The sequence below is a fragment of the Ensifer sp. Root142 genome (assembly GCF_001426785.1).
Lineage (GTDB): Bacteria > Pseudomonadota > Alphaproteobacteria > Rhizobiales > Rhizobiaceae > Ensifer > Ensifer canadensis.
This window is the reverse complement of record NZ_LMFK01000049.1, coordinates 169,039-193,330: the sequence shown is the minus strand read 5'-3', so window position 1 is coordinate 193,330 and position 24,292 is coordinate 169,039. Positions and strand designations below refer to the sequence as shown.

Annotated in this window: 22 protein-coding genes; 15 read left to right on the top strand and 7 right to left on the bottom strand. The window is 61.4% G+C overall.

Features of this window, described 5'->3' with window-relative positions:
* Positions 1-35 precede the first annotated feature (35 nt).
* The 10 genes from ASD52_RS35845 to ASD52_RS35800 all read left to right on the top strand — a co-directional run bounded on the left by ASD52_RS35845 (position 36) and on the right by ASD52_RS35800 (position 12,000).
* Positions 36-1,124, top strand: coding sequence for a GNAT family N-acetyltransferase (locus ASD52_RS35845; protein ID WP_244497548.1), 1,089 nt, complete (start codon positions 36-38; stop codon positions 1,122-1,124).
* Between the two features lie 127 nt (positions 1,125-1,251).
* Positions 1,252-2,865, top strand: coding sequence for a GumC family protein (locus ASD52_RS35840; protein WP_057211299.1), 1,614 nt, complete (start codon positions 1,252-1,254; stop codon positions 2,863-2,865).
* A 13-nt stretch (positions 2,866-2,878) separates the two neighbouring features.
* Complete coding sequence (locus tag ASD52_RS35835) at positions 2,879-4,210, top strand: O-antigen ligase (RefSeq protein ID WP_057226712.1); 1,332 nt, start codon at positions 2,879-2,881, stop codon at positions 4,208-4,210.
* On the top strand, positions 4,203-4,964 hold the full coding sequence (locus ASD52_RS35830) for a polysaccharide deacetylase family protein (protein WP_057226709.1): 762 nt from the start codon (positions 4,203-4,205) through the stop codon (positions 4,962-4,964). Before ASD52_RS35835 ends, ASD52_RS35830 begins: the two co-directional genes overlap by 8 nt.
* A 10-nt stretch (positions 4,965-4,974) precedes the next feature.
* Complete coding sequence (locus ASD52_RS35825; protein WP_225968515.1) at positions 4,975-6,219, top strand: glycosyltransferase family 4 protein; 1,245 nt, start codon at positions 4,975-4,977, stop codon at positions 6,217-6,219.
* 370 nt (positions 6,220-6,589) lie between these two features.
* Entirely contained in the window at positions 6,590-7,690 is a 1,101-nt protein-coding gene (locus ASD52_RS35820) for a glycosyltransferase family 4 protein (RefSeq protein WP_225906306.1), read from the top strand.
* Positions 7,691-7,775: 85 nt separating this feature from the next.
* Positions 7,776-8,165, top strand: coding sequence for a VanZ family protein (locus ASD52_RS35815; protein WP_025428554.1), 390 nt, complete (start codon positions 7,776-7,778; stop codon positions 8,163-8,165).
* Between the two features lie 158 nt (positions 8,166-8,323).
* Positions 8,324-9,322 (top strand): glycosyltransferase, encoded by a 999-nt coding sequence (locus tag ASD52_RS35810; protein ID WP_025428555.1) that lies wholly within the window; start codon positions 8,324-8,326, stop codon positions 9,320-9,322.
* A complete protein-coding gene (locus tag ASD52_RS35805; RefSeq protein WP_057226706.1) occupies positions 9,322-11,487 on the top strand; it encodes a hypothetical protein in 2,166 nt (721 codons plus the stop codon). The genes ASD52_RS35810 and ASD52_RS35805 overlap by 1 nt, the downstream gene beginning before the upstream one ends.
* Positions 11,488-11,577: 90 nt before the next feature.
* Positions 11,578-12,000, top strand: a complete 423-nt coding sequence (locus ASD52_RS35800; protein WP_025428557.1) for a CBS domain-containing protein — start codon at positions 11,578-11,580, stop codon at positions 11,998-12,000.
* A 198-nt stretch (positions 12,001-12,198) separates the two neighbouring features.
* Here ASD52_RS35800 and ASD52_RS35795 read toward each other — a convergent pair whose 3' ends face one another.
* The 7 genes from ASD52_RS35795 to ASD52_RS35765 form a co-directional block, all read right to left on the bottom strand.
* Positions 12,199-12,903 carry an OmpW family protein gene (locus ASD52_RS35795; RefSeq protein ID WP_025428558.1) on the bottom strand — a complete coding sequence of 235 codons (705 nt, stop codon included), beginning with the start codon at positions 12,901-12,903 and terminating at the stop codon, positions 12,199-12,201.
* A 175-nt stretch (positions 12,904-13,078) separates the two neighbouring features.
* Positions 13,079-13,825 (bottom strand): ATP-binding cassette domain-containing protein, encoded by a 747-nt coding sequence (locus ASD52_RS35790; RefSeq protein ID WP_025428559.1) that lies wholly within the window; start codon positions 13,823-13,825, stop codon positions 13,079-13,081.
* A complete protein-coding gene (locus ASD52_RS35785) occupies positions 13,819-14,631 on the bottom strand; it encodes an ABC transporter ATP-binding protein (RefSeq protein WP_025428560.1) in 813 nt (270 codons plus the stop codon). The genes ASD52_RS35790 and ASD52_RS35785 overlap by 7 nt, the downstream gene beginning before the upstream one ends.
* Positions 14,628-15,479, bottom strand: coding sequence for an ABC transporter permease (locus ASD52_RS35780; protein WP_057211290.1), 852 nt, complete (start codon positions 15,477-15,479; stop codon positions 14,628-14,630). Before ASD52_RS35780 ends, ASD52_RS35785 begins: the two co-directional genes overlap by 4 nt.
* Positions 15,476-16,426, bottom strand: coding sequence for an ABC transporter permease (locus tag ASD52_RS35775; protein ID WP_256435857.1), 951 nt, complete (start codon positions 16,424-16,426; stop codon positions 15,476-15,478). The genes ASD52_RS35780 and ASD52_RS35775 overlap by 4 nt, the downstream gene beginning before the upstream one ends.
* 321 nt (positions 16,427-16,747) lie before the next feature.
* Positions 16,748-18,292 carry an ABC transporter substrate-binding protein gene (locus ASD52_RS35770; RefSeq protein ID WP_057211286.1) on the bottom strand — a complete coding sequence of 515 codons (1,545 nt, stop codon included), beginning with the start codon at positions 18,290-18,292 and terminating at the stop codon, positions 16,748-16,750.
* Between the two features lie 209 nt (positions 18,293-18,501).
* Positions 18,502-19,182 carry a YoaK family protein gene (locus ASD52_RS35765; RefSeq protein ID WP_025428564.1) on the bottom strand — a complete coding sequence of 227 codons (681 nt, stop codon included), beginning with the start codon at positions 19,180-19,182 and terminating at the stop codon, positions 18,502-18,504.
* Positions 19,183-19,432: 250 nt separating this feature from the next.
* Between ASD52_RS35765 and ASD52_RS35760 the strand changes: the two genes are divergently transcribed.
* The 5 genes from ASD52_RS35760 to ASD52_RS35740 all read left to right on the top strand — a co-directional run bounded on the left by ASD52_RS35760 (position 19,433) and on the right by ASD52_RS35740 (position 24,290).
* Positions 19,433-20,536, top strand: coding sequence for a LacI family DNA-binding transcriptional regulator (locus ASD52_RS35760; RefSeq protein WP_082523803.1), 1,104 nt, complete (start codon positions 19,433-19,435; stop codon positions 20,534-20,536).
* Positions 20,533-21,555, top strand: coding sequence for an ABC transporter substrate-binding protein (locus ASD52_RS35755; protein WP_025428566.1), 1,023 nt, complete (start codon positions 20,533-20,535; stop codon positions 21,553-21,555). The genes ASD52_RS35760 and ASD52_RS35755 overlap by 4 nt, the downstream gene beginning before the upstream one ends.
* Positions 21,556-21,665: 110 nt before the next feature.
* Positions 21,666-22,493 carry an ABC transporter permease gene (locus tag ASD52_RS35750; protein ID WP_025428567.1) on the top strand — a complete coding sequence of 276 codons (828 nt, stop codon included), beginning with the start codon at positions 21,666-21,668 and terminating at the stop codon, positions 22,491-22,493.
* On the top strand, positions 22,490-23,269 hold the full coding sequence (locus tag ASD52_RS35745; protein WP_025428568.1) for an ABC transporter permease: 780 nt from the start codon (positions 22,490-22,492) through the stop codon (positions 23,267-23,269). The genes ASD52_RS35750 and ASD52_RS35745 overlap by 4 nt, the downstream gene beginning before the upstream one ends.
* Positions 23,262-24,290, top strand: coding sequence for an ABC transporter ATP-binding protein (locus ASD52_RS35740; RefSeq protein ID WP_057211284.1), 1,029 nt, complete (start codon positions 23,262-23,264; stop codon positions 24,288-24,290). Before ASD52_RS35745 ends, ASD52_RS35740 begins: the two co-directional genes overlap by 8 nt.
* Positions 24,291-24,292 lie beyond the last annotated feature (2 nt).

Sequence of the window (24,292 nt, the reverse complement as noted above, 5' to 3'; positions counted from 1 at the left end):
GGGAACTGGAAACTGCCACAGCCATCGGGCATCGCATGCAGCACCCGGGCCGCGTGAGACCGATGGAGCTGGGCGATATCCCTGCAGTTAGCTCGCTCTTCAGCAAGATTTTCCGCAAGCGCGACATTGAGCCAAGTGGTGACCTCCGGCAGTATCTTGAAGCGGTCTTCTTCGGCAGTCCGCTTTACTCTCCCGAGCATGGCAGTATCGTCTACGATGACGGCACCATCGCCAGCGCAATCCTGGCATTGCCGATGGAATTCTCGATCCACGGTCGCCATACCGTCGGCAAGCTTCTTTGCGCGTTCATGTCAGACGGCAAGGCGGGTGCCGTTGGTGCGGCATGTCTCGCTCGTACGATGCGCTCCACGCGCCAGGACATGTGCTTCTCGGATAATTCGTCGCCGGTGAGTGCGGACCATTGGGTTGCCGGGGGCGGGGTCGTGCTTCCGATACAAAGCCTGGAGTGGCAGCGATCGTTTCGACCGGCTACCAGCAGCGCCATTCGTGCCAGCCGTCAATTTCCGGCATTGGGTTCGAAATTGGTGCTCGGTGTCCTTGGTGCATTCGACAGGGTGTTGCGCTGGCGAAGACCATCCGTCAAACCCACCCCGGCTTCAGGATGTATGACGAAGGTGATCGGGGCCGGCGAGTTTCTCGGTTGCGCCCGACCGATGATGGAACGGTTTTCGGTCAGGCCCGTTTGGTCAACCGAGGAGTTCGATTGGCTCGTCGCGATCGCCGGTAAGAACCAAGGCCTCGGTGAAGTGCATTTCCGACAAGTAACGGCGGATGGAAGAGCGATTGGCGTTTTCCTCTTTCTTGGCAGGGCGAACAGGACTGCGACGGTTCTGAATGTGCTTTGCCAACCGGGTCGGGAGTTTGAGGTGACGGCCGAGATGTTTGCCTGCCTCGACCGCGAAGGTTACGCCCAGGCCACAGGCGCCGCACAACCATTTCTGATGAACGCGATCTCGCGCCAACGCTGGCTGACGTTCCGCCACCGTGGCTATTTCTGCATGGTAACGCGCCATGGAGATCTCAAGGACGCGGCATTGCGCAACGACCTCTATATCGGCGGTCTGGCATCCGAAAGCTGGAGCCGGTTGCTGACGGACTTCTAAGCGTCAAGGTAAACGGCTGCCGGGCCGATTAACGGAATTTTCACCGTACAACTCTAATCCTTCATTGGAGATACGAGACGCGCAAGCCGGCGATTTTTGCGTCTTGAAGCGGGCGTGAGGGATGCGGATGTATAGGCCGAACGAGCCCCGACAACAAAGGTCGCCTCAGCCAGCGCACGGTCAACGTGCGATGGTCGGCGGCGGTTCGTTGCTCAACCTTCTGCCGACAGACGACGAGGACGCGCTCCCTCCTTTTGAAGAAAAGCAAGCGCCGCGAAGAGAGCCGGAAGTCCGGCGTTCCCAGGTGGTTGCGCGGGCACAGACCGAGACGCAGCCGACGCCGCATGTCGGTGGCCTGTTCTTCCCGCGGCTTCACCTCGTCAGCCAGATCGGGGTAGACGACGGTATTCGCTGGCTGCGCGACGGTATGCTCTGGATCATCGCCGCAGTGACGATTTGCACATTTGCGGCCCTTGTCTATGCAATGACTGCGTCGCCTCGATACACCGTCTACACGGATATCGTCGTCGACCCGTCCAATCTCAACGTTGTCAGCGACGATGTTTTTACAAGCAATCCGCAGCGTGACGCGCAGCTGTTGGAGGTGGAGAGCAAACTCCGGATCCTGACGTCACGCAATGTGCTGGCGCGGGTGATCGACGAATTGCAGCTCACGCGCGATCCCGAGTTCGTCAAGCCGGCATCCTTTGCATCGCTGCGCAACCTGTTTTCATCGAAGCAGGAACAAGAGGTCAACAACGAGCTTGCAGCCATGCGCGGGCTTTCGGAGCGCGTGGAGGCGCGGCGCGAGGAGCGTTCTTTCGTCGTCGTCATGAAGGTTTGGAGCGAGGAGCCGGCAAAGGCCGTGACCCTCTCGAACGCGATCGTCGATGCCTTCGAGCAGGAGCTGTTTCAGTCGGCGGCCGAAAGTGCAGGGCGTGTCGCCAAGAACCTCAACGCCCGGCTGGACGAATTGCGCCGCAACGTGACCGATGCCGAGCGGGCGGTGGAAGATTTCCGCAGGGTCAACGGCCTGCAGTCGACCAATGGTCAATTGGTCAGCAACCAGCTTTCCGGTGAACTCAACACCCAGGTCCTGGACGCACAGCAGCGCTTCATCCAGGCGGAGACACGCTACAACCAGATGAGTGCGGCAATCGCTCAAGGGAGAACCGCCAGCGCGTCGGAGTTCGAGTCCGAAAACATGACGAACCTGCGCGAGCAGTACAACTTGCTCCAGCAGCAGATTGCCTCGATGCAGCGCACGTTCGGCGAACGGCATCCCCGTCTGGTGTCGGCTCGATCCGAGCGCGCGACGATCGAGGGTGCGCTTGCCGACGAGGCCCGGCGCATTCTGGAGCGGGCCAAGGCGGACATGGATCGCGAGCAGCAGGCGCTTGAAGCCTTGCGCGGTAAGGCAAACGTCGAGAAGTCGAATGTCTTCACCGACAATGAGTCTCAGGTGCAACTGCGCGATCTGGAGCGCGATGCCCGTGCCAAAGCGGCGATTTACGAGACGCACCTTGCGCGCGCCCAGCAAATTACCGAACAGCAGCAGATCGATACGACCAATGTGCGGGTGATCTCGCGGGCGTTGCCGCCCAACGCACGCACGTGGCCGCCACGTACGGTGACCCTGCTGGTCGCCGGCGCTATGCTCGGCCTTTTCCTTGGTGTGTCGGCAGCGATCGCCCTCGGCCTGTGGAGATATATTCGCCGCCCGCAGCCGGCGACTGCCTGACGGGAGCGCGCCAATGACGAGCGCCGCCTACGCCGAAACCAATGCCGCCGAAACGCTGCGGCTGCGTGTCGGCACCGTCCTGTTCATGACGACGTTTCTGTTCTTCTGGATATCGATCACCCCGTTCGTCGACCTGACGGGAGCAGCAGTGCTTGATCCGTCGGCCGGTAATTCGAACCGATTGAACCAGATCGTTTCTCTTTTGTTGTTTACGGGCATGCTCGGTTACGGCCTATGCCATCCGATGCGAAATATCATCCTGCAGCCGCGGCCGCTGCTTGCAGTGCTGTTTACCTGGTTCCTTTTCGTATCGGTGATCTCAGCCCACCCAATGCTTGGGATCAAGGGCACCGTTCTTGCCATCATGGTCACGGTCAATGCCAGCATCTACCTGCTGTTGCCCGCCAGCGAACGGCATTTTGCCAAAATGCTGGGCATCGGTACGCTCATCATGCTCGGCGTTGCCTATTACGGCATCGCCTTTAAGCCGATGCTCTCTATTCATCAGGCGTCAGAACTGCGCGAGCCCATGAATGCGGGTCTATGGCGCGGCCATTTCCCGCACAAGAACAGTGCGGCCGCCGCGATGGTGATCGCGGCCTTCTTCGGGCTTTTCGTCATGAATAGCTGGTCGCGATTGGCCGGGATCGCCATCGTGCTGCTGTCGTTCAACTTCCTCATCCATACCGGCGGCAAGACCTCGACCGCGATGCTGCCGGCGATCCTGTTGCTTGCCTGGATATTCGAGAAGATCCGTCTCCTGCGCATCCCGATCGTCATCGGTGGCGTCGGGCTGTTCAATCTGTTTGCCGTCGGATCAGCCGTATTCATGCCGCTCAGCGAGTTCATCACCGAACTTGGCATCGACGCGACGTTCACCAACCGGGCGGATATCTGGCGCTTCGCGTTCACCGCGCTCGCCGAGCAGCCTATCACCGGCTACGGTTTCAAGGCATTCTGGCAAACGGAAGAGCTGGTCCACAGCGGCGGAGCGATCGAGACCTGGGCGGTGGCGGCTGCCAACGGCCACAATTCCTATCTCGACATCGCCTTGATGACGGGCTTTCCCGGGCTGCTGCTCACGGTGTTGTGGATTCTCATCCTGCCGCTGCGCAATATTGCCCGCATGGCGTCCGCCGAGCAGCATTCACATCTCACGCGGCTCTTTACGCGCGTCTGGCTCTATACGATCTTCAACGCCGGCCTTGAGAGCTTGTTCTACGAGGGCGGCAACCTGCTGTGGTTCACCTTCCTGTTTTCGCTCTACGGTCTGCATTTGCAGGCCCGCGCGGTCCTTGCCTTGCCGTCTCAATCTGCCGAAAAAAGGGGCGTGGCCTATGCCTGAGTTTTTGCAAAAGGTTGACGGCCTTGTCGACCGGCTGGCAAATCGTCTGATCTGGCGCCTTGCTCAGAAGAAGCTCGCCGTTGCGACCGACGTTCCGCTCGTCTCGTTCACCTTCGACGATGTGCCTGACAGCGCCTTGCACCAGGGTGCCGAAATCCTTGAACGGCACGGCGTCCGCGGCACATTCTACATTGCCGGGGGGCTCGAAGGGCGGGTTGAGCCGGATCGAACCTTGATCACCGCTGCGGGTTGTGAGGCTCTCTCCAAGCGCGAACACGAAGTCGGCTGCCACACCTTCAGCCACAGCAAGATAAGACGTCTCACCGGGGGGGCGCTTGCGCGCGACCTCGACCGAAATGCGGACTATCTGGCAGCCAGTGGCGTCGCTGAGCCGGCAAGGAACTTTGCGTTTCCCTACAACGCCGCCTGGCCGATGGCACGCAGGGAATTGGGGCGGCGCTACCGAACGTGCCGGGCCGCAGGGGAGGCGATCAACCGCGGTGCAGTCGATCCAATGATGTTGAAGGCGGTCGAGATCCGCCAGCCCGAGGCGCACGCTCTTGCGCTGACCCGCTGGATCGATGACCTCGTCGCGCAGCCGGGATGGCTGGTCTTTTTCACGCACGACATCGCGCCACGACCGACGCCTTATGGCTGCACGCCGGAGACGTTCGAGCATCTGGTCCGCTATGCGGTCGAGAAGGGATGCACCGTCCTGCCGGTCGACAAGGCACTCGATCGGCTTGGCGGATGAGGAGAACGATGTGCTCAACACGATAGCCGCCGGCAAGCGACTTCTCGCCATCAACAACTACTTCTATCGACGCGGCGGCGCCGAAGCGGTGTTCTTCGACCATATGAAGATGTTCGCCGATATTGGCTGGGATGTCGTGCCCTTTGCCATGGAGCACGAGGACAACGAGCGCTCTGAATGGTCCAAGTATTTCGTCTCCGAAATCGAATTTGGTCGGCAAACGAGCTTTCTGCGGAAAATAGAGCAGGCGGCAAGCGTGATCTATTCGCGCGAAGGCCAGCGCAACATCGCCAGGCTGATTGACCGCGCGCGTCCGTCGGTTGCCCATGCACACAACGTCTATCACCACCTGTCGCCGGCGATCTTTTCGACGTTGAAGGCAGCGGGCGTGCCGGTTGTCATGACGGCTCACGACCTCAAACTTGCCTGTCCTTCCTACAAGATGCTGCGCGACGGCAAGATCTGCGAGGACTGTCGCGGCGGACGGGTCTACAACGTCCTGCGTCACCGCTGCGTCAAGGGCTCGGCGATCTTGAGCGGTGTCGTGCTGGCAGAAACGGTGCTGCATCGTACGCTGGGCCTCTATCGCAACAAGGTCGACCGGATCGTCGTTCCGAGCCGGTTCTACGTGGAGAAGCTTGTCGAATGGGGCTGGCCGCGTGAGCAGATGGTGCACATTCCGAACTTCGTGGATGTGGACGATTACAGCAGCGCCTGGGACGAGGGCGACTATTTCGTTTTCGCAGGCCGGCTTGCACCCGAAAAGGGCATCGCCACGCTGATCAAGGCGGCGGCACTTTCGAAACAGCGGTTGGTCGTCGCCGGTACAGGCCCCGAAGAGGCATCGCTTCGTCGGCTCGCGAGCGAGCTTAATGCAGACGTGACGTTCACCGGATATCTCTCAGGCGAGAGCCTGCACAAATTGATCGGATCATCCAGGGCACTCGTACTGCCGTCGGAATGGTACGAAAATGCGCCCATCAGCTTGCTGGAAGCCTATGCTCTGGGACGGCCGGTGGTCGGTTCAGCCGTCGGAGGCATTCCGGAAATGATCCAGGTCGGGGAAACGGGCATGACGGCAACGTCGGGAGACGCTGATGATCTGGCAAGGGCGCTGGCCGACATGACGGCTCTTGGGCCGACAGCGCGCGCCCGCATGGGCGCTGCCGGCAGGGCGTGGATATCCAGAGATTTCTCCGCCAATGCTTATCGCGACAGAACGCTTGATCTCTACGCTGCGCTCGGGGCGACCTAGTTGGCAGATTTATCCTTGCGTCATTAACCAAGGCTTGCGAATATACTTACCGCGGCATTAAATATGTTCGTTTATTGATCGAACAATTAGATATTTAACGATTTAATTACGATCTTATTAAGTATTGTTAACGTAAATGGCCTTGGGTGCGCAATCTTTGAGGCCACGCCATGGGCAGGAAGTTACGAGTCTCGCAAGTTGATCGTCGGCAACAGCGTCGGTTTCCACTGAGATTGTACAATCTGGAATATTGGAAGGCGTCGACGGGAAGGGCGGTACTGCCCAGCGTGGAGTCCACCTCGTGCACAATCATCGCGAGCTGACAGGCAAAGATCGTCGGCTGAGCGCGCGAACCGGACGGCGGCGCGTGATGATGCTGGGCCTGCGCGGAATTCCGGATGTGCAGGGCGGCATCGAAAAGCATGTCGAGATCCTTGCCGGCAAGCTCACGAAGCACGGCTGGGACGTCGACGTGATCGGGCGGCGCCGATATCTTCCGGCATCTGTCCCCTTCAGCTGGAATGGCATTCGTGTCGTTCCTTTCTGGGCGCCGCGCCGGATGGCGCTGGAAGCCATCGTTCACACTTTCATGGGTGTTTGCTACGCGGGCTGGCAGCGTCCCGACGTGCTGCATATCCATGCGATCGGGCCAGCACTGTTCGTCCCGCTTGCGAGAATGCTCGGCCTGAAGGTGGTCGTGACCCATCATGGCTATGACTACGACCGGCAAAAATGGGGTGCTCTTGCCAAGGGTACGCTGAAGCTCGGTGAACGCCTGGGCATGCGCTTTGCAAGCGGGCGGATCGCCATTTCGAAGGATATCGCTGAGACCATGGGCGCGCGGCACAATGTGTCCATGGCCCTTGTGCCCAACGGGGTGTCGGTCACGCCGTCCAGGGGTGAGACCGGCATTCTTGCCGAGTTCGGCCTTGCGCCACGGCGGTACATTCTGCTTGCCGCACGGATCGTGCCTGAGAAGCGCCAGCTCGATCTGATCCGCGCCTATGCCAAATGTTCCAGTCCGGAGTTCCGGTTGGTTCTGGCCGGCGGTGCGGAATTCGAGACGTCCTACACCGAGGAGGTGAGAAGGCTGGCAGGTGATATCGCAGGTGTCGTTCTAACGGGCTTTCAGTCCGGTGACCGGCTTGCGGAGCTTTTCGGCAATGCGGCCCTGTTCGTTCTGCCTTCCAGCCACGAGGGCATGCCGATCGCGCTGTTGGAGGCCATGGCCTACGGCTTGCCGGTTCTTGCGAGCGATATCGTTGCCAATGTCGAGCTTGGCCTTGCACGCGACGAATATTTCCCGCTCGGCGATGTCGAGGCGCTGGCATCGGCCATGACGGCGAAGCTTGCCAATCCGCCCAGTGAAAGCGAGATGCGCGCCCGTGCGGCGCACGCCGAAGCCGCCTATAGCTGGACAAGCGTGGCGGAAAAGACCGTCGCGGTGTATAGCGCGTTGGTGGCAAAGTAGATCGCGCGCAATCGCACGCGACATCCCTGTTGCCGTCGGGCTGATTTTTGCCGTGTTGTGTGCGGTGCGGAGAGACAAGAACAGTATGAATATCAAACGCGCCGCTGGCCTATTTGGCTGGCTCATATTCGCCGTGATCGCCTATTCGACCCTATCACCACTCGATCTGCGCCCGCGTATGGGCACGTTCGTGCATGTCGAGCGGTTCGGCGCGTTCGGGCTGATGGGGCTGCTCTTTGCAATTGCCTATCCCCGGCGGCTCCTGCTTGTCCTCGGGCTCGTTTTGGCCACCGCCATCGGGTTCGAATTGCTGCAGGTGGTGTCGGCAGACCGTCACGCCCGGATCGGGGACCTCGCCATCAAATTGCTTGGCGGTGCATGCGGCGTGGCTTCGGGTTGGGTCCTTATCCGCAATCGGTCGCGTCTGCTGCAATTGCTGGTGCAAATAAACCAAAACTCAAAGTATCGCGGGTAGAACTGGCTGCGCCGGGACGCTTGGCTACTGCATAATTCCTTAAACCGGAATCGATTTAAGGAGAAAATTATGCAGCAGGATTCAAGCGTTACAGCGTCCTTCGCGCGTCATATTTGACGCGCGGCGCTGTAGACGCCCCGGTGATTTTGGAGGCGCGCTTGTCAGTATCCGTCATCATCAAGACGCTGAACGAAGAGAAGCGAATAGCGGCCACGATTGAAAGTGCGCTTGCTGCCCTCGGAGCGACAGGTGGCGAAGTCATCGTCGCCGACAGCGGCTCATCCGACCGAACGGTCGAGATTGCCGCGCAATATCCCGTCGTCATCGCCCAGATCAGCCCGCCGGCGCGGCCAAGCTGCGGCATTGGCCCGCAGCTTGGCTTTCAATACTCCAAAGGCGACCATCTCTGTCTGCTTGACGGAGACATGTTGCTCGACCGTGATTTTCTCGCCGTCGCCGTGGCGTTTCTCGCCGACAATCCTGAGGTTGCCGGCGTTACCGGCCATGTCCAGGAGATGCTGACGTCCAATCTCGAGTTCTCGCGTCGCGTCAATCGCAACTCGCCGGAAAACCGGATCGGATCGATCGACCGGATGAACGGCGGTGGGCTCTACCGGCGCGATGCGATCGAAGCGGTCGGTTACCTCTCCGATCGCAACCTGCATGGATACGAAGAATTCGATCTCGGCATCCGGCTGCGAAGCGCTGGATGGGGGTTGCATCGCCTTGACCGGCGTTTCGTCCAGCACTTCGGACATACTGTCAATTCCTATCGCCTGCTGGTTCGACGCTGGAAAAGCAAATATCTCTTCGGTATCGGCGAACTTCTGCGCGCGTCGCTCGGTCGGCCGTATTTCTTCCAGCTGCTGCGTGAGCTGCCCGAGCTGAAGCTCTGGTGTCTCGTCTATCTGTGGTGGGCGCTCTCGCTCTGTGTGCTTTTGTTCTCGCCGAGCCTGGCTGTCGGCCTGGGCATCGTCTTCGCTGTCCTCGCCGCAGTCATCGTGTTGATGAGCATTCGCAAAGGCAGCTTGAACATGGGGCTGTACACGGTCGTCGCCTGGTTCTTCCACGCCGCTGCACTGCCTGTCGGTTTTTTCGGGCGGCGGCGAAGACCGGAGGTTCCGATCGAGAGCAAGTTGCTTGGAGCGGTAGCTTGATGCGCCAGAGATGTCTGGCTACGGTGCTGGCGCTTGCGGTGATGTGCGTGCCTGCGCGCGCCGCGGATCAATGGGTTCCGGTGAAGGAGATCTCCCTCGAATTGCGACCAGGCAGCCCGCTCGACTTCTCGTCCATCCTGCCCAACGGCCGGATCGATGGCGGTCATAGACTGGTTGTCGGCAAGGAGGGACGTCTCGCCTATGCGAAAGCGCCGGATACGCCGGTCAGGATGTTGTGCGCCTCGCTTGCCTGGAGCCCTGCGTCCGGCGGCTTCCCCGATCATGAAGGCGCGGACCGTTATGCGCGCCAGCTGGCGATGCATGGCTACAACATCGCGCGCCTGCATTTCGTCGACGCAAGTCTGATGTTCGGGCGTGATCGGGATCTCGATTTCGACCCGGAAACGCTCGATCGGATCCAGTATCTGCTTGCGGCCCTGAAGCGCAACGGCATCCACTGGATTATCGACGGCCTGTCGTCGCCGCGTGGCGCCTATGGCGGTTTCGATGACCGCTGGGACACGGGCGGCGATGTAAAACTCATGCTACATCTGGACGATCGGACCTTTGAGCATTGGAGGCGGTTGCAGCAGGCGGTCCTCGGGCGCGTGAACCCTTACACAGGCGAAGCTCCGATCCGCGACGAGGCCCTGGCCCTGGTCATTCTGGCCAATGAGAATGGCCTGGAGTTTGAGGCGGTGGTTCATGATCGGCCCGGCCGGGCTCCCTATGACGACCGGTTGGCTCAGCCGTTCAATCTCTGGCTGAAGAAGCGTTACGGCACGACGGCGAGCCTGGCGAAGGTCTGGGGCGTGCTTGATTCCGGGGAAGTGCTTGAAACCGGCGGGATCAGGTTGCCTCGGGACCGCTATAACGACAGCCCGCGTCTGCGCGATCTTCAGGCATTCTTTGTCGAAACCGAGCGTGCCTCCACCGCACGCATGAGCAAGGTTCTGCGCGACCTTGGCTACACGGGCCTGATCACCAACTACAACAACTGGCCGTCGAGCCAGATGGCCCTCAGCAGGCGCGACCTCCAAGTCATCACGGCGAACACCTACCACGATTGGGTCGGCGGCTACACGCCGGGCAGCGAACTCCTTCAAACCAGCTCAATTGCCGATAGCGTCAACTACATCAGGATGATCGCTGCATCGCGCTGGCTCGGAAAACCGTTTGTCGTCAGCGAATACGACCACCTGTTCTGGAACCGCTACCGCTACGAGGGTGGTCTTGCCATGCCGGCCTATGCCGCCCTTCAGGGCTGGGACGCCCTTTGCCGCCACGGCCATGGACCGATCGCGCTCGCCTATGGTGAGCCGTTTCCGCATAAGCAAGCGATGCTGCCCTACGCGATCGCCCTCGATCCGGTTGCGCGCGCGGGCGAAACCCTGGCCGCCTTGCTCTATCGGCGCGGCGATGTCGCGACCTCGGATGTGACGATCCCATTTTCCGTGCGCGGCGAGGAGGATCTGACGGACGACATGCAGGCGCGCGAGCCGGAGTCTCTGACCGATCTTGCCCTGGTCGGTCGTATCGGTCTGGAACGCGCCGAGCGATTGGGTGATGCGATCGCGGTTACCCAGCCGCGGCGGGAAAGCAGCGACAATGTGCTGGCGCTGCTGCGTGCGAGCAGTAGGTTGAAGCCGGACAACGCAACGACCGTCGATGCCGGCATCTATCAAAGCAGCACCGGTGAAATCGTTCTCGATCGTTTCGCCAGGCAGCTGCGCGTAGCGACGCCGGCGACGGAAGCGATGGCGTTTGCGTCCCTGCGCGAACCGGTCGACCTCGGTGTGCTGCGGGTGGAGCGCGCCGACGGCAACGGTCTTGTCGCTCTCTCGGCGCTCGATCCTCCGGCAACCCTGTCCGACAGCCGGCGTTTCCTGTTGATCTTTGCAACCGACGCCCAGAACACGGACATGACGTTCCGTGACAGTGAAGAGAAGGTCATCGAGAGTTTTGGCCGGTTGCCGGTGTTGATCCAGCAGGGGACTGTCGATCTCTCCCTGTCGAAGACGGCGGCCAAGTGGCGCATTTCACCGGTGGGTCTTGACGGAACAGTTCACCCACCGGTCGTCGATGGCGCCGGTGCGGTTAAATTTCGCCTGAGCAACGACGGCCCGTCCGGCCCGACGACCTACTTCCTGCTGGAGTTGCGATAAGCGACGTTCGGCGAACAAGTCGGCCGTCAGGATCAATGATTGGCCACGATCTTCGGCTATCGTCATTCCTCCAAACCGTAGGAGGATGCAATGAGAACGTGGGAAGCGATGCACCCCGGCGCGCGCTGGATAGCGCCTGAAACGGACTTGCGCACCGTGGCAAGGATTATGCGTGACGAAGACATCGGCGCTCTGCCGGTCGGCGAAAACGATCGCCTCATCGGCATGGTGACGGACAGGGACATTGCGTTGCGGGCATGGGCAAACGGGCACGACGACGCTGCGTTGCTGACTGCGCGCGATGTCATGACAAGGGATATCGTCTACTGCCGCACCAGCGAAACGATCGAGGAGGCTGTTCGCCTGATGGAGAGCAAGAAGATACGGCGCCTGCCGGTGATCGATGACGAAAAGCGAATGGTCGGCATGTTGTCGCTCGGCGATATTTCGCATGCGAGCAGCCGTGAATTGACGACCGGATTGGTCAAGGCCGTCACCGCCCATCACGCATGACGTACGACTGTCCGTTTGGTTGCTGCCCTCGCCGTGTAACGGCGAGGGCGGAGATTTTCCACTGCATGTTTCCTTAAATCCTATTCGATTCAAGGATAAAAACATGCAGCCATTCAAAGCGCTACAGCGACCTTTGCGCGTCTAATATGGCGCGCGGCGCTGTAGACCTGAAGCGGTGTCATCCGCTGGCGAAAAACGTCAGAAGCGGTAGGTGATGCCTGTGCCGATCAGCCAGGGATCGAGTTTGACCTTGCCCGTCACCGTGCCGGCGCCCGGCAGGGTCGCGTTGACCTCTGGCTCGAGGAACAGTTTCTTCACGTCGAAGTTGATACCCCAGTGATCGTCGAGCTTGATGTCGACACCGGCCTGCAGGGCCACGCCGAAGGTGTTCTTGAGGTTGAAGCTGGAGAAGTCGCCCTGGGCTTTTTCATTGTAGAAGATGGTGTAGTTCACGCCGGCGCCGACATAGGGCTTGATCGTGTCGGTGAGATTGACGTGGTACTGCAGCGTCAGTGTCGGCGGCAGCAACCAGGCCTTGCCGATCTCGCCGAGACCGGCGATCGAACCGCTGCCCCTTGCGCTGTGCGGGGTCGTGCCCAGGACCAGTTCCGCCGCAAGATTGTCGGTGAAGAAGTAGGTGATATCGAGTTCGGGCACGACCGAGTTGCTGACGCCGACTTTTTCGCCGTCAAGTGACGTGCCATTCAACTGCAGCGATGCCTTGTCTTCGGGTAAAACGGCAAGCGCGCGGGCGCGGATCATCCATGGGCTCTGCTCGCTTGCAGCCGGTAGCTGAGCGGCGGCCTCGCTCGGCGCGGTAAGGTCCGCGGCTTGAGCCGCAGTGACCGAGGCCGCCAGCAAAACGAGTGCGGCGGCGGTTGGCAGGATGGAGCGAGTAGACATGATTCCGGACCCCCAGAAGAAGTTGAAAATTGCCATTCAGGGCATGCGGCGGCAGGGAATCTGCGGCCGGCGGCACTATGGGCAACTCCGCTCGACGGGGGGTTGTTCTAGATCAAGGTACTTTGTTCGTTGGTGAGGGGGTCGCTAACGGTAGATTCGTGAGTGACCGAAGCGCTCAGGCCGGCATGCGCGGAATGCTGGCAAGCAACCGCTGTGTATAGGGATGCTGGGGCGCCGTCAGGATATCGCGCGTCTTGCCGCTCTCGACCACCTGTCCCTTTTCGAGGATGACCATCTCTTCGCAAAGCGATGCGACGACACCAAGGTCGTGCGAAACGAACACCAGCGTCAGCGTTGCCGACAGCGTCTTGAACAGTTCGACGATCCGGATGCGGGTCGACAGGTCGAGAGCGCTGACGGCTTCGTCGGCAAGAATGATCTGTGGACGGGCGACGATTGCGCGCGCAATCGCGATGCGCTGGCGCTGTCCGCCGGAAAATTCGTGCGGGTAGCGTTGCATGGCATCGAGCGGCAGGCCCACAGCCTCCAGGGCTTGCGCCACCGCATCCTTGCGTGGACCGGCGATGCGCAGCGATTGCAGCGGCTCAGCGATGATGTCGAGCACCTTCTGGCGAGGATCGAGCGACGAATAGGGGTCCTGGAACACCGGCTGCACCGCGCGCCGGTAACGGCGCATGAACGCGCCATCGGCCGGATCGAGTGCATCGTCGCCGAAGCGGATCGTGCCGCTCGTGGGCCGCTCCAGACCGAGCAGCAGCCGCAGCAGTGTCGTCTTGCCCGAACCGGACTCGCCCACCAGTCCAACGCTGGCGCCGGCGCGCACGCTGAACGACACGTCGCTCAAAATCTTGCGGTGACGGGAATAGCCGAAGTTCACATTCTGCAGGTCCAGCATCACGATCCCGTCCGTCCAAGGGCCTCGTCGAACATGCGCGCGGCATCGACAAGCGTCTGCGTATAGTCGTGCGACGGGTTGCTAAACACGTCGACAACGGCGCCCTCTTCAAGCGCGATGCCGTCGCGCAGCACCATCACACGCTCGACCACTTCGGCAACAACAGGCAGGTCATGGCTGATGAAGAGCAGCGCCATTCCCGTTTCACGCACAAGCCCGTCGAGCAGCTTGAGGATTTCGGCCTGGGTGGTGACGTCGAGCGCGGTCGTCGGCTCGTCGGCGATCAGAAGTTTTGGGCGGCAGGCAAGCGCCATGGCGATCGCAACACGTTGGCGCTGGCCGCCCGACACTTCGTGCGGATAGGCGTTGGCAATGCGCTCCGGTTGCGGCAGGGCGACCTTGTCGAGCAGGTCGAGCACTTCGCGGTCGACCGCAGAACGCGTCGCGCGTCCCTGTTCGCGCACGAGCCTGCGGCGCACCGGCTCGGCGATCTGCTTGCCGATTCTCATCAGCGGATCGAGGGCTGTCAGCGGCTCCTGAAAGACGACGGCGGTTGCGACCCCGCGCAGCCGGTTCAGGCGCTTGTCTTCAGTGCCGACCACCTCCTGGCCATCGAGCACGATCGAGCCGGTGACGGAGATGTTCGCCGGCAAAAGGCCGGTAATGGCCATAGCGGTCATCGACTTGCCCGAGCCGGATTCGCCGATCAGTCCCATTCGCTCGCCGGAGCCGATGGAGAACGACAGGTCCGAGACCAATGTCTTGCCGCTAGCGCGGACGGTCAGGCCCTGAACGGAAAGCAAGGCGCTCATCGCGATCTCCCGCGTGTCGGGTCGCCAACGTCCCGCAGGCCGTCGGCAAGCAGGTTCATGCCAATGACCAGTGCGACGAGGGCAATGCCGGGTGCAATCGCGCCGACGGGGGCGGTATAGACCGTGCCCTGTGCCTCCTGCAGCAGCCTGCCCCAGGATGCGTTCGGCGGCGGTGCGCCCAGGCCGAGATAGGAGAGCGACGCTTCCGCGATCACTGCCAGGCCGAATTGCAAGGCGAAGTTCACCGAGAGCGTCGGCCAGATGTTGGGCAGTACATGGCGCACGACGACGCCGGGCCACGAGGTGCCGGAGGTCCGGGATGCGACGATGTAGTCCTGGCGCAGCACACGCTTGGCAAGGATCCGCGTCAAGCGGGCGACGATCGCCGAAATCGCCAGGCCAAGTGCCAGGGTCGCCGACCACAGGCTAGCACTGTCGCTGGCCGCGACCACCAGCATCGCCAGCAGCAGCGTCGGGAACGCGATCAGAATATCCAGGGTGGCGGCCATGACATCGTCGAGCAGGCGCGTCGCGAAAGCGGCGAGGATGCCGAGCGTCACGCCGATCGAGGCGCCGATCGCAACAGCGCCAGTACCGACGATCAACGCCGTGCGCGCGCCGATCATGATTTGCGTCAGGTAATCGCGGCCGAGCCGATCCGTTCCGACCCAATGCAGCAGCGACGGCGCTTCGAGCCGGCCGCCGGAGGCATTGAGCGGGTCATAGGGTGTCCAGAACAGGGTGAGGAGTGCAACCGCGACATTGAGGCCGACAAGGGCAAGCCCGATGGAAAGCGACAGCGAGTGTCTGCGGGCGGGTCTACCCGTCGAAAGGTCAAGCGCGGTCATGGCGCAGCTCCTGTCGCCCGTTCGCGCAAGCGGGGATCGATCAGCCGCTGAAGCAGATCGGCGGCAAAGCCGATCAGCAGCACCAGCAGGGTGGAGATGAACAACACGCCCTGGACGTTGGGGTAATCGCGCTGTTCGATCGCCAGCAGCAGCATCGAGCCAAGGCCGGGCAGGGCGAACACCCGCTCGACCACGACCGCGCCAAGCAGGGTCGTTGCAAGCTCGATGCCCAGGATCGAGACGATCGGCACGGCGCCGTTGCGAATGCCGTGCCGGATCAGCGCCTGCGAGAAACTGGCGCCGAGCGCACGCGCCGTCCGCAGATAGTCGCTGCCGAGAACATCTTGGGTTGCGGATCGGATGTAGCGGATCAGCGAGGCGGCCATGACCAGCCCGATCGTCAGCACCGGCAGCGCGAGCGCATAGAGAACCTGGCCCTCGTTCTGCCAGCCGCGCCGGGGATAACCGCCCGACGGAAAGATCCGAAGATTGACCGCAAAGACGGTGACAAGCAGGATTCCGACCCAGAAGACCGGGATGGCGATGCCAAGCTGCGACACGGTCGATATGGCCGCGCCGTACCAGCGGTTGGCCTTGACTGCCGAAACGATCCCGAGCGGCACGGCGATCATAACGGCGAGCCCAAAGCCCAGCAGCGCCAGCGGCACCGTTACGGTTAGACGGGCGGCGATTTCCTCGATAACGGGCTTGCCGCTGACGAAGGACGTTCCGAGATCGAAGCGCGCAAGGCTGCCGACGAAGCGCAGGAACTGCTCCCAGAGCGGTAAGTTGGAGCCGACCTGTTCGCGCGCGGCCTCGATCTGCTGCTGATCGGCGCCGACGGAAAGCAGGGCGTTCGCCGGGTCGCCCGGCAGCAGGCGCAACAGCACAAACAGCACCACCGCCGCAATCAGCAGCGACAGGATCAGGATGGCGAGGCGGCGCAGGACATAGGCGAGAATGGTCGGCTTCCTTTCGTCCGACGGGTGTAATACCCGGGGCCGGAGCGCTGGCTTTTGCACAAAATCAACGAGGAGGCTACTGCATAATCCCTTATACCCTCATCGATTTCACGGGAATGATGCAGCACGTTTCGAACGCTGATGCGTCCTTGGCGCGCCATGACTGTCGTGTTGCTTGGAAAAGATCTGACGTAGCGTTGTCGACGCAATGAATCGCCGTCAGCTGCAAGGCAAAGGGAGCCCCCAACTCGCTCGGGGGCTCCTTACATGTACGCGACTATAACGGATCGCTTGGGAAACGAGCGATCAGTTCCCGCTCTTCTTGATGTTGTAGGCGAAGAACTGTGAGTTCAGGCCGTTGACGGGGTAACCGGTGACGGCGGAACTCGAAACCACGATCTGCGGATAGAGATAAAGCCAGTTGCTTGCCGCGTCCTCGGCGATGATGCGGTTTGCCTCCGTCAGCTTGGCGGTCTGCTCGTCGGTGTTGGCCGCAGCTTCCGATTCCTTGATCAGGTCGACAACCTTCGGGTTGTTGTATCCCCAGTAGAAGTCGGGATTGCCGTAGAACACGATGTCGCGGTGGTTGACGTGTTCCTGCAGCGTCGCCTGGAAGTCATGCGCCTTGTAGACCTTGGTGTACCACTCGTTGGCGGTGATGATGTTGATTTCGACCTTGATGCCGACCTTCGCCAGTTCGCTCTGCAGGAACTGGGCAACGATCGGATGCGGATCATAGTTGGGCGTGTCAAGCTTGAACGAGAAGCCATCGGCAAAACCGGCTTCCTTCAAAAGCGCCTTGGCGCTTTCGACGTCATAGGCATCGACGCCGGTCAGGTCGACGTACCACGGATCGGTCGGCGGCACGAAGGAACCGATCAGCGTGCCGTATTCGCCCCAGATCGACTGCAGCAGCTTCTTGTCGTCGATGGCGCGGGCGATGGCCTTGCGAACCTTGACGTTGTTGAACGGCTCGACCCTGTCGTTGAACGCCAGAAGCTCCTTGGTGGTCGACTGGCCGGCGGTCACCGTGTAATCAGGATTGTCCTTGAACTGGGCGATCGAATCCGGGCTCTGGACGCTGGTGATGACATCGACGGCACCGGTCAGGAGCGCATTGTTCAGCGCAGTGGCATCGGTGAAGTACTGGAAGACGACTTCGCCATTGGTCGGCGCCGTGCCCCAGTATTTGTCATTGCGGGTCAGCGCCAGCGAGGAGCCGCGGCGCCATTCGTCCAGGCGGTAAGGGCCTGTGCCATCTTCGCCGGCGTTCAGGTCCTTCGCCGCGTCGTTGACGATCCAGACGTAGCTGAGGTTATAGGGCAGCGAGATGGAGCGGGCGGAGAGCTTGACCACCACCGTCTGGTCGTCGGGGGTCTGGATCTCGCTGATCGTCGCCAGGCTCTTCTTGCGCGAGCTCTTGGAATCCGGTGCCACGACGCGCTCGATGCTGTGCTTCACATCCTGTGCCGTCAGCGGGTCGCCGGAATGGAAGGTCACGTTCGGCCGAAGCTTGAACGTATAGGTCAGGCCGTCTTCGCTGACCGCCTGCTCGGCCACGAGGCCGGGAGCGACGTCGCCCGCGTCGGTCAGCGTGAACAGGGCCTCGTAGACATTGCCGTTGAACGCCTCGTTGATGCCCTGGCCGGCGCCGGCGGTGTTGTCCAGGTTCTGCGGTTCATAGAGCGAGCCGATGACGATGGAGGCATCCGGATCGAAGTTTGCGAACTGCGCGAGCGCTGCCGTGCTCGTTGACAGAACCATGGCCAAGGCCGCGGTGGCGAGGATCGAACGCCTGCCTTTCCGGCCCGGTCCTGAAAGTCTGCCAAAGTCGATCGTGTTGCCAGTCATTTCCCTAACTCCTGCATATATGCTCATCACGCGAGGTCGCGCTTGCCATCCGAATGTACACATCGGGCGGTTGCGGAGCATCATACAAATTCCCTACCAATTTAGTGGGAATTTTGGTTCGTTTTGTTTGGCGAAGTTGAAATTTGCACCCGCTGTTGGCATCGGCAAGCGAAGGGCGTTCCTAAAACCGGAGGGCCGCTCCCGCCGGTTCAGCGCTGCGCATATCGCTGCGACCACCGCCGCGGAATCATCAACACCAGCGTGAACAACAGACCGGAGAGGATTGTCGGGGCCCAGAGCGAGAGCTGTCCGAAGCGGTACTCGAGCATGGCGCCGACGATCGCCCCGCCAAGCATGCCGATCCAGGGCACGATCTGGATCGTCCATTGTATGTTGCCTGTGCCGATGATCCACCGGCCCAAACCACGGCCGAAGCGGGACAGGGCGCCCGTTACATAGGTGAGACTGATCGGCAGGCCCTCGATATGCTCGACAGAGGCGTTCACGACGCCCATGGCAAGGACGATGAGATAGAAGCGCAGTTCGTTCGGCAGGTGGTCGCCACCGGCGGCGGTAAGGGCGAGGGTGACGGTGACGCCGAAAAGAACGCCGCCCGCACGAAACCTGCTTGAAACGATCGTTCCCATGGCATTGCCGACAACGAAGACCGCGAGCGAGCCGAGAAGGATGAGCGACCGCAGGATGTTGCCTTCGGCGACGGCTGTCGCGGCTCGTGTCGTGTTGCCGCTCATGAAAGAGACGAAGTCGCCGACTGTCAGCAGGCCGATGGCGTCGGTCATTCCGGCCAGAAAGGAAATGAGCGCGACCACGAGAAGCGCGGTCCCGGTTCGCTGGCGCCGCACGATCCGGCGCCTCCGCTGAAACGTCATGATGGTATCCTGCAGGGTTTTGCTGGGGCCGTTAAGTGATGTCGGTGAACAGGTGGCATTTGACCGCTTCGCTTTACTGTCAGCATTTCAGACTGAACCAATGGACGCGAGTCGGTGGCCGCTTGTCCACAGTCCACGGTACGATTGGATCCACAATTTCATCCTGTGCCGGCAAAAGGATTCGACAGTTGCGGCATTCTGATATATCGCATGATTAATCGTTTAATCACCGATAACGGAAACCACGGCCTTGGCGCGTTCCGGACCAAAACTGACGAGGATTGCCAGAGCACTGGGCGTCTCCGCGGCGACGGTCTCCAACGCGCTCTCCGGTAAGGGGCGTGTCTCTGCCGAAATGGCCGAAAAGATCCGCGCGACGGCCGCCGAACTCGGTTATGTGCCGAGCCTCGCGGGCAGGGCGCTGCGCACCGGCCGCACCGCCGTCATCGGTCTGGTGCTTCCCGATATCGCCAATCCGCTCTTCCCGCAGATCGCGCAGGCAATCGAACTGGCTGCCTCTTCGGCCGGTTACGGCGTTCTGATCGCCGACTCCCGTGGGGACGTCACCACCCAGACCAAGGCCATCGAGCGGCTGATTGATCGCGATGTCGACGGCATGGTCATCGTGCCGCGGCGAGGGACCCGCATCGCCGATGTCGGCTGTCCCGTGGCGGTCATCGATACGCCGTCCACGCCAGGCAATACTGTTGCCGCCGACCATTGGGGCGGGGGCCGCCAGATCGCCGAGCATCTGAAAGCGCTCGGCCACCGGAGCGTGCTCGTCATCGGCAACAATCCGGCCTCCAACGTGCAGAATGACCGCATCGGCGGCATTCGCTCGGCGCTTGCCGAGGACGCATTCGTCGAAACCCTGTGGATCGAACCGCTCGAGCGCGAGCAGGGCAAGGGCTGTCCGCTCGGCCTTGCCGAGAAGGTCGCGCAAGGTTTTACCGCCTTTGCCTGCGTCTCCGATCTTCATGCGCTGAGGGCGCTGACCGAACTGCAGCGCGCCGGCATCAACGTTCCGGAGAGAGCAAGTGTTACCGGCTTTGACGATCTCATTTGGTCGCCTGTGGTAACGCCGGCACTGACCACGGCGCGCATGGACATGACGCGGATCGCCGCGATTGCCGTCGAAGCACTTGTAAAAGCGATCGGCGAGCGCGACCCGACCGATGCCGCCATCGGCGCACCGGTGACCGCCGCTAACGCCGAGGTGCCGATGCAGCTGGTCGTGCGCCAGTCGAGCGCCGCGCCGCCTAGAACACAGTTCCAGCCTGCCCAGACGATCGCCAACGCAAGTACGATTGCCGACGCCAGAACCTCAGCCCCCGAAGGAGAACACCAGCCATGAAGAAGATCCTGCTCGCCTCCAGCGCGCTTTTACTCGTCGCTGCACATGCCGCTTCCGCCCAGGAAAAGACGCTGACCATTTCCGTCTACGGTTTTGCCCAGGACGCTTTCAAGGAACTGGTCTACACGCCCTTCGAAGCCAAATGCGGCTGCAAGCTGGTCGTCGAGACCGGCAACAGCGTTGAGCGCCTCGCAAAGATGGAGGCCAACAAGGCAAGTCCGGTCGTCGATATGGCCGTCGTCTCCATGGCTGACGCTCTTTCGGCCTCGCGCGCCGGCCTGATCGAAAAGATCGACAACACGAAGCTCACGAACTTCAACAAGCTCTACGACCTTGCCAAGGACCCGAACGGCGACGGCATGAGCGTCGGCTACACCTTTTACGCAACGTCGATCGTCTACCGATCCGACAAGATGGAAGTGAACTCCTGGGCCGACCTGCTCGACGAGAAGAATGCCAGCCATGTCGCCTTCCCGAACGTCACCACAAACCAGGGCCCGCCAGCGCTCTACATGGTCGGTGAGGCGATCGGCAAGAATACGCCGGATCTGAAGGAAGCCATCGCCGCCGTCGGCGCGAAGAAGGACGAGATCGTCACGTTCTACGTCAAGTCTTCGCAGCTCGTGCAGCTGATGCAGCAGGAAGAAATCTGGGCAGCACCTATCGGTCGCTTCTCCTGGGAGGGTTTCACCAAGCTCGGCCTGCCGATCAAGTGGGCGACGCCGAAGGAAGGCCAGACGGGCGGCATGAACGTCATGGTTCTGACCAAGGGTGCCAAGAACCAGGATCTGGCGCTGGAATTCATGGACTTCTGGCTCTCGACCGAAATCCAGACGGCACTTGCCGAAAAGCTGGTCGACAGCCCGGCCAACAAGGACGTCAAGGTCGCGCCGGAAATCGCTGAAAACCTCACCTATGGCGAGGAAACCGTGAAGAGCCTCAAGCTCATTCCGTCGGCCGTCGCTCTCGACAACCGCGAAGCCTGGCTTTCCGAGTGGAACGCCCAGGTCGGCCAGTAACAGCCATCGACAAACGCCCCCATCGCCGTGATGGGGGCAGTTTTGCGGGTCGGCCGGCAACCTTTGAGCCGATCCCGCAGTGAATGAACGCGACGAAAGGAAGACCAGGGATGTTTCAGAACCGCGCCGAGGCACTGGCGCTCGCTTTGCCGGCGGCGGTCTTTGCGGCGATCGTCTTTCTGGCGCCCGTCGTCATTCTGCTCGCCGAAGGCTTTCGCAGCGCCGACAGCTGGTCGCTTACAGCGTATGTCGATTTCTTCACCGACCCGCTGAACCGCACGGTCTTCCTGCGCACGTTCCGGCTCGGTCTGATGGTGACTGCCGTCTCGGCCGTGCTCGGCTACGCCGCTGCCTTTGCGATCGTCAATCTTTCACCGCGCAGCAAGGGGCAGATGATCGGCCTTGTCGTGCTGCCGCTTATGATTTCGTCGGTCGCCCGCACCTATGCCTGGATCGTCATTCTCGGGCGCACCGGCATCGTCAACCAGGCGCTGCAGCTCATCGGCCTTTCGGACGAACCGATCCGCTTTCTCTTCACCGAGACAGCCGTGTTTATCGGCCTGTTGCAGCTGTTCCTGCCGCTGATGATCCTGTCGCTGATCAGCGCGCTCGAGAACATGCCGAAGGATGCCATTCCGGCGGCGCGCGTGCTGGGTGCCAACTGGTTCCAGGTGTTCTGGAAGGTCATTCTTCCGCTCACAAAGGAAGGTCTCGTCATTGGCGGTACCCTGGTCTTCACCGGTTCGCTGACTGCCTATATCACCCCGGCAATCCTCGGTGGCTCCAAGGTGCTGATGCTCGAGACGCTGCTCTACCAGCGCGTCACCGTCGCCAATGATTTCGTCTCGGCGAGCGTCATTGCCTTCATCCTGATCGTCATGAGCTTTGCCGCCAATCTACTCCTGAAACGGCTCGCCACCGCGAGGAACAAGCGATGACCCCCCGCGTCTTTTCTCCCCTCGTCCTGTTTCTGGTGATCGCCTTCCTGATCGGGCCGTTCTTCATCATCGTCGCGGCATCACTGTCGGGCGGCGAGACCCTGGCTTTCCCGCCACAGGGCTTCTCGCTGAAATGGGTCGCCAAGGTCTTCACCGTCGAAAGCTTCCGTGAAAGCTTCGCCGTGTCGATGTTCCTTGCCATCGGTGGTACCGCGATGGCGCTGGTGCTTGGCATTCCCGCTTCCTACGCGCTTTCGCGCTACAAGCTGCCCTTCGGCGAAACCATCCGCACGATCGTGTCGTTGCCGATCATCGTGCCTGGTATCATCGTCGGCCTGGCGCTGCTGCGCTATATCGTCGTACCTTTCGGCTTCAACATCACGCTGGCGCTCTTCCTTGCGCATACGGCGCTGGTGCTGCCCTATGCTGTGCGTGTCGTCTCAGCGAGCCTCAACAATCTGCGCTCCGATATCGAGGAAGCGGCAGTGCTGCTCGGCTCTTCGCGCGCCGGAGCCTTCTTCCGGGTGGTGATGCCGAATATTCGCAGCGGCATTCTCGCCGCCTTCATTCTCGGCTTCGTCACGAGCTTCAACCAGGTGCCGGTCTCGCTGTTCCTGTCCGGTCCTGGCGTTCGCACGCTGCCGATCGACATGCTCTCCTATATGGAGATCACCTATGACCCGTCGGTGGCCGCTCTTTCAGCGCTGCTCGCCTTCATGTCCATCGGCATCGTTTTCCTTGCCGAACGCTTCCTAGGATTTTCCCGCTATGTCTGACGCTTCCTTCCTCAGCCTCGAAAAACTCACGCTCGCCTATGGCGATACCGTTGCGGTGAAGGATCTCGACCTGTCGATCCGCAAGGGCGAACTGGTGGCGTTCCTCGGTCCATCCGGCTGCGGCAAGACGACGACGATGCGCTCGATTGCCGGGCTGCTGACGCCCGCCTCGGGCCGCATTAGCCTCGACGGTGTCGACATCACGCGGGTTTCCGCCAACAAGCGTTCGGTCGGGCTCGTCTTCCAGTCCTATGCGCTTTTTCCGCATCTGTCGGTTTTCGAAAACGTCGCCTTCGGCCTGCGCCTGAAGAAGCAGCCGGCAAACGACATCGAGACGCGTGTGACCGCCGGCCTCAAATCCGTCGGCTTGTCGAAGTTCGCCACGCGCAAGCCGGCCGAGCTTTCCGGCGGCCAGCAGCAGCGCGTCGCGCTTGCCCGCTCGATGGTGATGGAACCGAAGGTCCTGCTGCTCGACGAGCCGTTGTCGAACCTCGACGCCCGGCTGCGGCTGGAGATGCGCACCGAGCTGCAGCGTGTGCAGAAGGAAACTGGCGTGACGATGATCTTCGTCACGCACGATCAGGGCGAGGCGCTGTCGCTTGCTGACCGGATCGTGGTGATGCTCAACGGCGCCATCGAGCAGATCGGCACGCCCGAGGATATCTACAACCGTCCGGTTTCCCGCTTTGTTGCCGACTTCGTCGGCTTCGAGAACATTTTTGCGGTCGAACGCGGCAAGCTCAAAGCCGCAAACGGCCCGATCGCCCTTTCCGAATCCCTGCCGCCTGACACGGCAGGGCTTGCGTGGCGTCCGCGCATGGTGACCCTTGGTTCTGGTCCTTTCCAAGGCACTGTGCGCGGAGCCTCTTTCTCAGGCAGCACACGCGAATACCTGCTCGATACGCCGCTCGGCGCGATCAAGGCCGAGGAGGATGCCGGCCTCGCCGCGCATCAGCCGGGCACGGAACTTACCTTCGATTTGCCGGTCGCCAAGGCGGCCCGGCTCGAGCGGTTCGGGTAATC

Bases quoted from the DNA above. Each gene is read 5' to 3' on its own strand.
- ASD52_RS35815 (WP_025428554.1), top strand. From the start codon at position 7,776: ATGAATATCAAACGCGCCGCTGGCCTATTTGGCTGGCTCATATTCGCC.
- ASD52_RS35840 (WP_057211299.1), top strand. From the start codon at position 1,252: ATGTATAGGCCGAACGAGCCCCGACAACAAAGGTCGCCTCAGCCAGCG.
- ASD52_RS35800 (WP_025428557.1), top strand. From the start codon at position 11,578: ATGAGAACGTGGGAAGCGATGCACCCCGGCGCGCGCTGGATAGCGCCT.
- ASD52_RS35845 (WP_244497548.1), top strand. From the start codon at position 36: ATGCAGCACCCGGGCCGCGTGAGACCGATGGAGCTGGGCGATATCCCT.
- ASD52_RS35835 (WP_057226712.1), top strand. From the start codon at position 2,879: ATGACGAGCGCCGCCTACGCCGAAACCAATGCCGCCGAAACGCTGCGG.
- ASD52_RS35750 (WP_025428567.1), top strand. From the start codon at position 21,666: ATGTTTCAGAACCGCGCCGAGGCACTGGCGCTCGCTTTGCCGGCGGCG.
- ASD52_RS35785 (WP_025428560.1), bottom strand. From the start codon at position 14,631: ATGAGCGCCTTGCTTTCCGTTCAGGGCCTGACCGTCCGCGCTAGCGGC.
- ASD52_RS35740 (WP_057211284.1), top strand. From the start codon at position 23,262: ATGTCTGACGCTTCCTTCCTCAGCCTCGAAAAACTCACGCTCGCCTAT.
- ASD52_RS35770 (WP_057211286.1), bottom strand. From the start codon at position 18,292: ATGACTGGCAACACGATCGACTTTGGCAGACTTTCAGGACCGGGCCGG.
- ASD52_RS35780 (WP_057211290.1), bottom strand. From the start codon at position 15,479: ATGACCGCGCTTGACCTTTCGACGGGTAGACCCGCCCGCAGACACTCG.
- ASD52_RS35795 (WP_025428558.1), bottom strand. From the start codon at position 12,903: ATGTCTACTCGCTCCATCCTGCCAACCGCCGCCGCACTCGTTTTGCTG.
- ASD52_RS35765 (WP_025428564.1), bottom strand. From the start codon at position 19,182: ATGACGTTTCAGCGGAGGCGCCGGATCGTGCGGCGCCAGCGAACCGGG.
- ASD52_RS35820 (WP_225906306.1), top strand. From the start codon at position 6,590: ATGATGCTGGGCCTGCGCGGAATTCCGGATGTGCAGGGCGGCATCGAA.
- ASD52_RS35805 (WP_057226706.1), top strand. From the start codon at position 9,322: ATGCGCCAGAGATGTCTGGCTACGGTGCTGGCGCTTGCGGTGATGTGC.
- ASD52_RS35755 (WP_025428566.1), top strand. From the start codon at position 20,533: ATGAAGAAGATCCTGCTCGCCTCCAGCGCGCTTTTACTCGTCGCTGCA.
- ASD52_RS35830 (WP_057226709.1), top strand. From the start codon at position 4,203: ATGCCTGAGTTTTTGCAAAAGGTTGACGGCCTTGTCGACCGGCTGGCA.
- ASD52_RS35745 (WP_025428568.1), top strand. From the start codon at position 22,490: ATGACCCCCCGCGTCTTTTCTCCCCTCGTCCTGTTTCTGGTGATCGCC.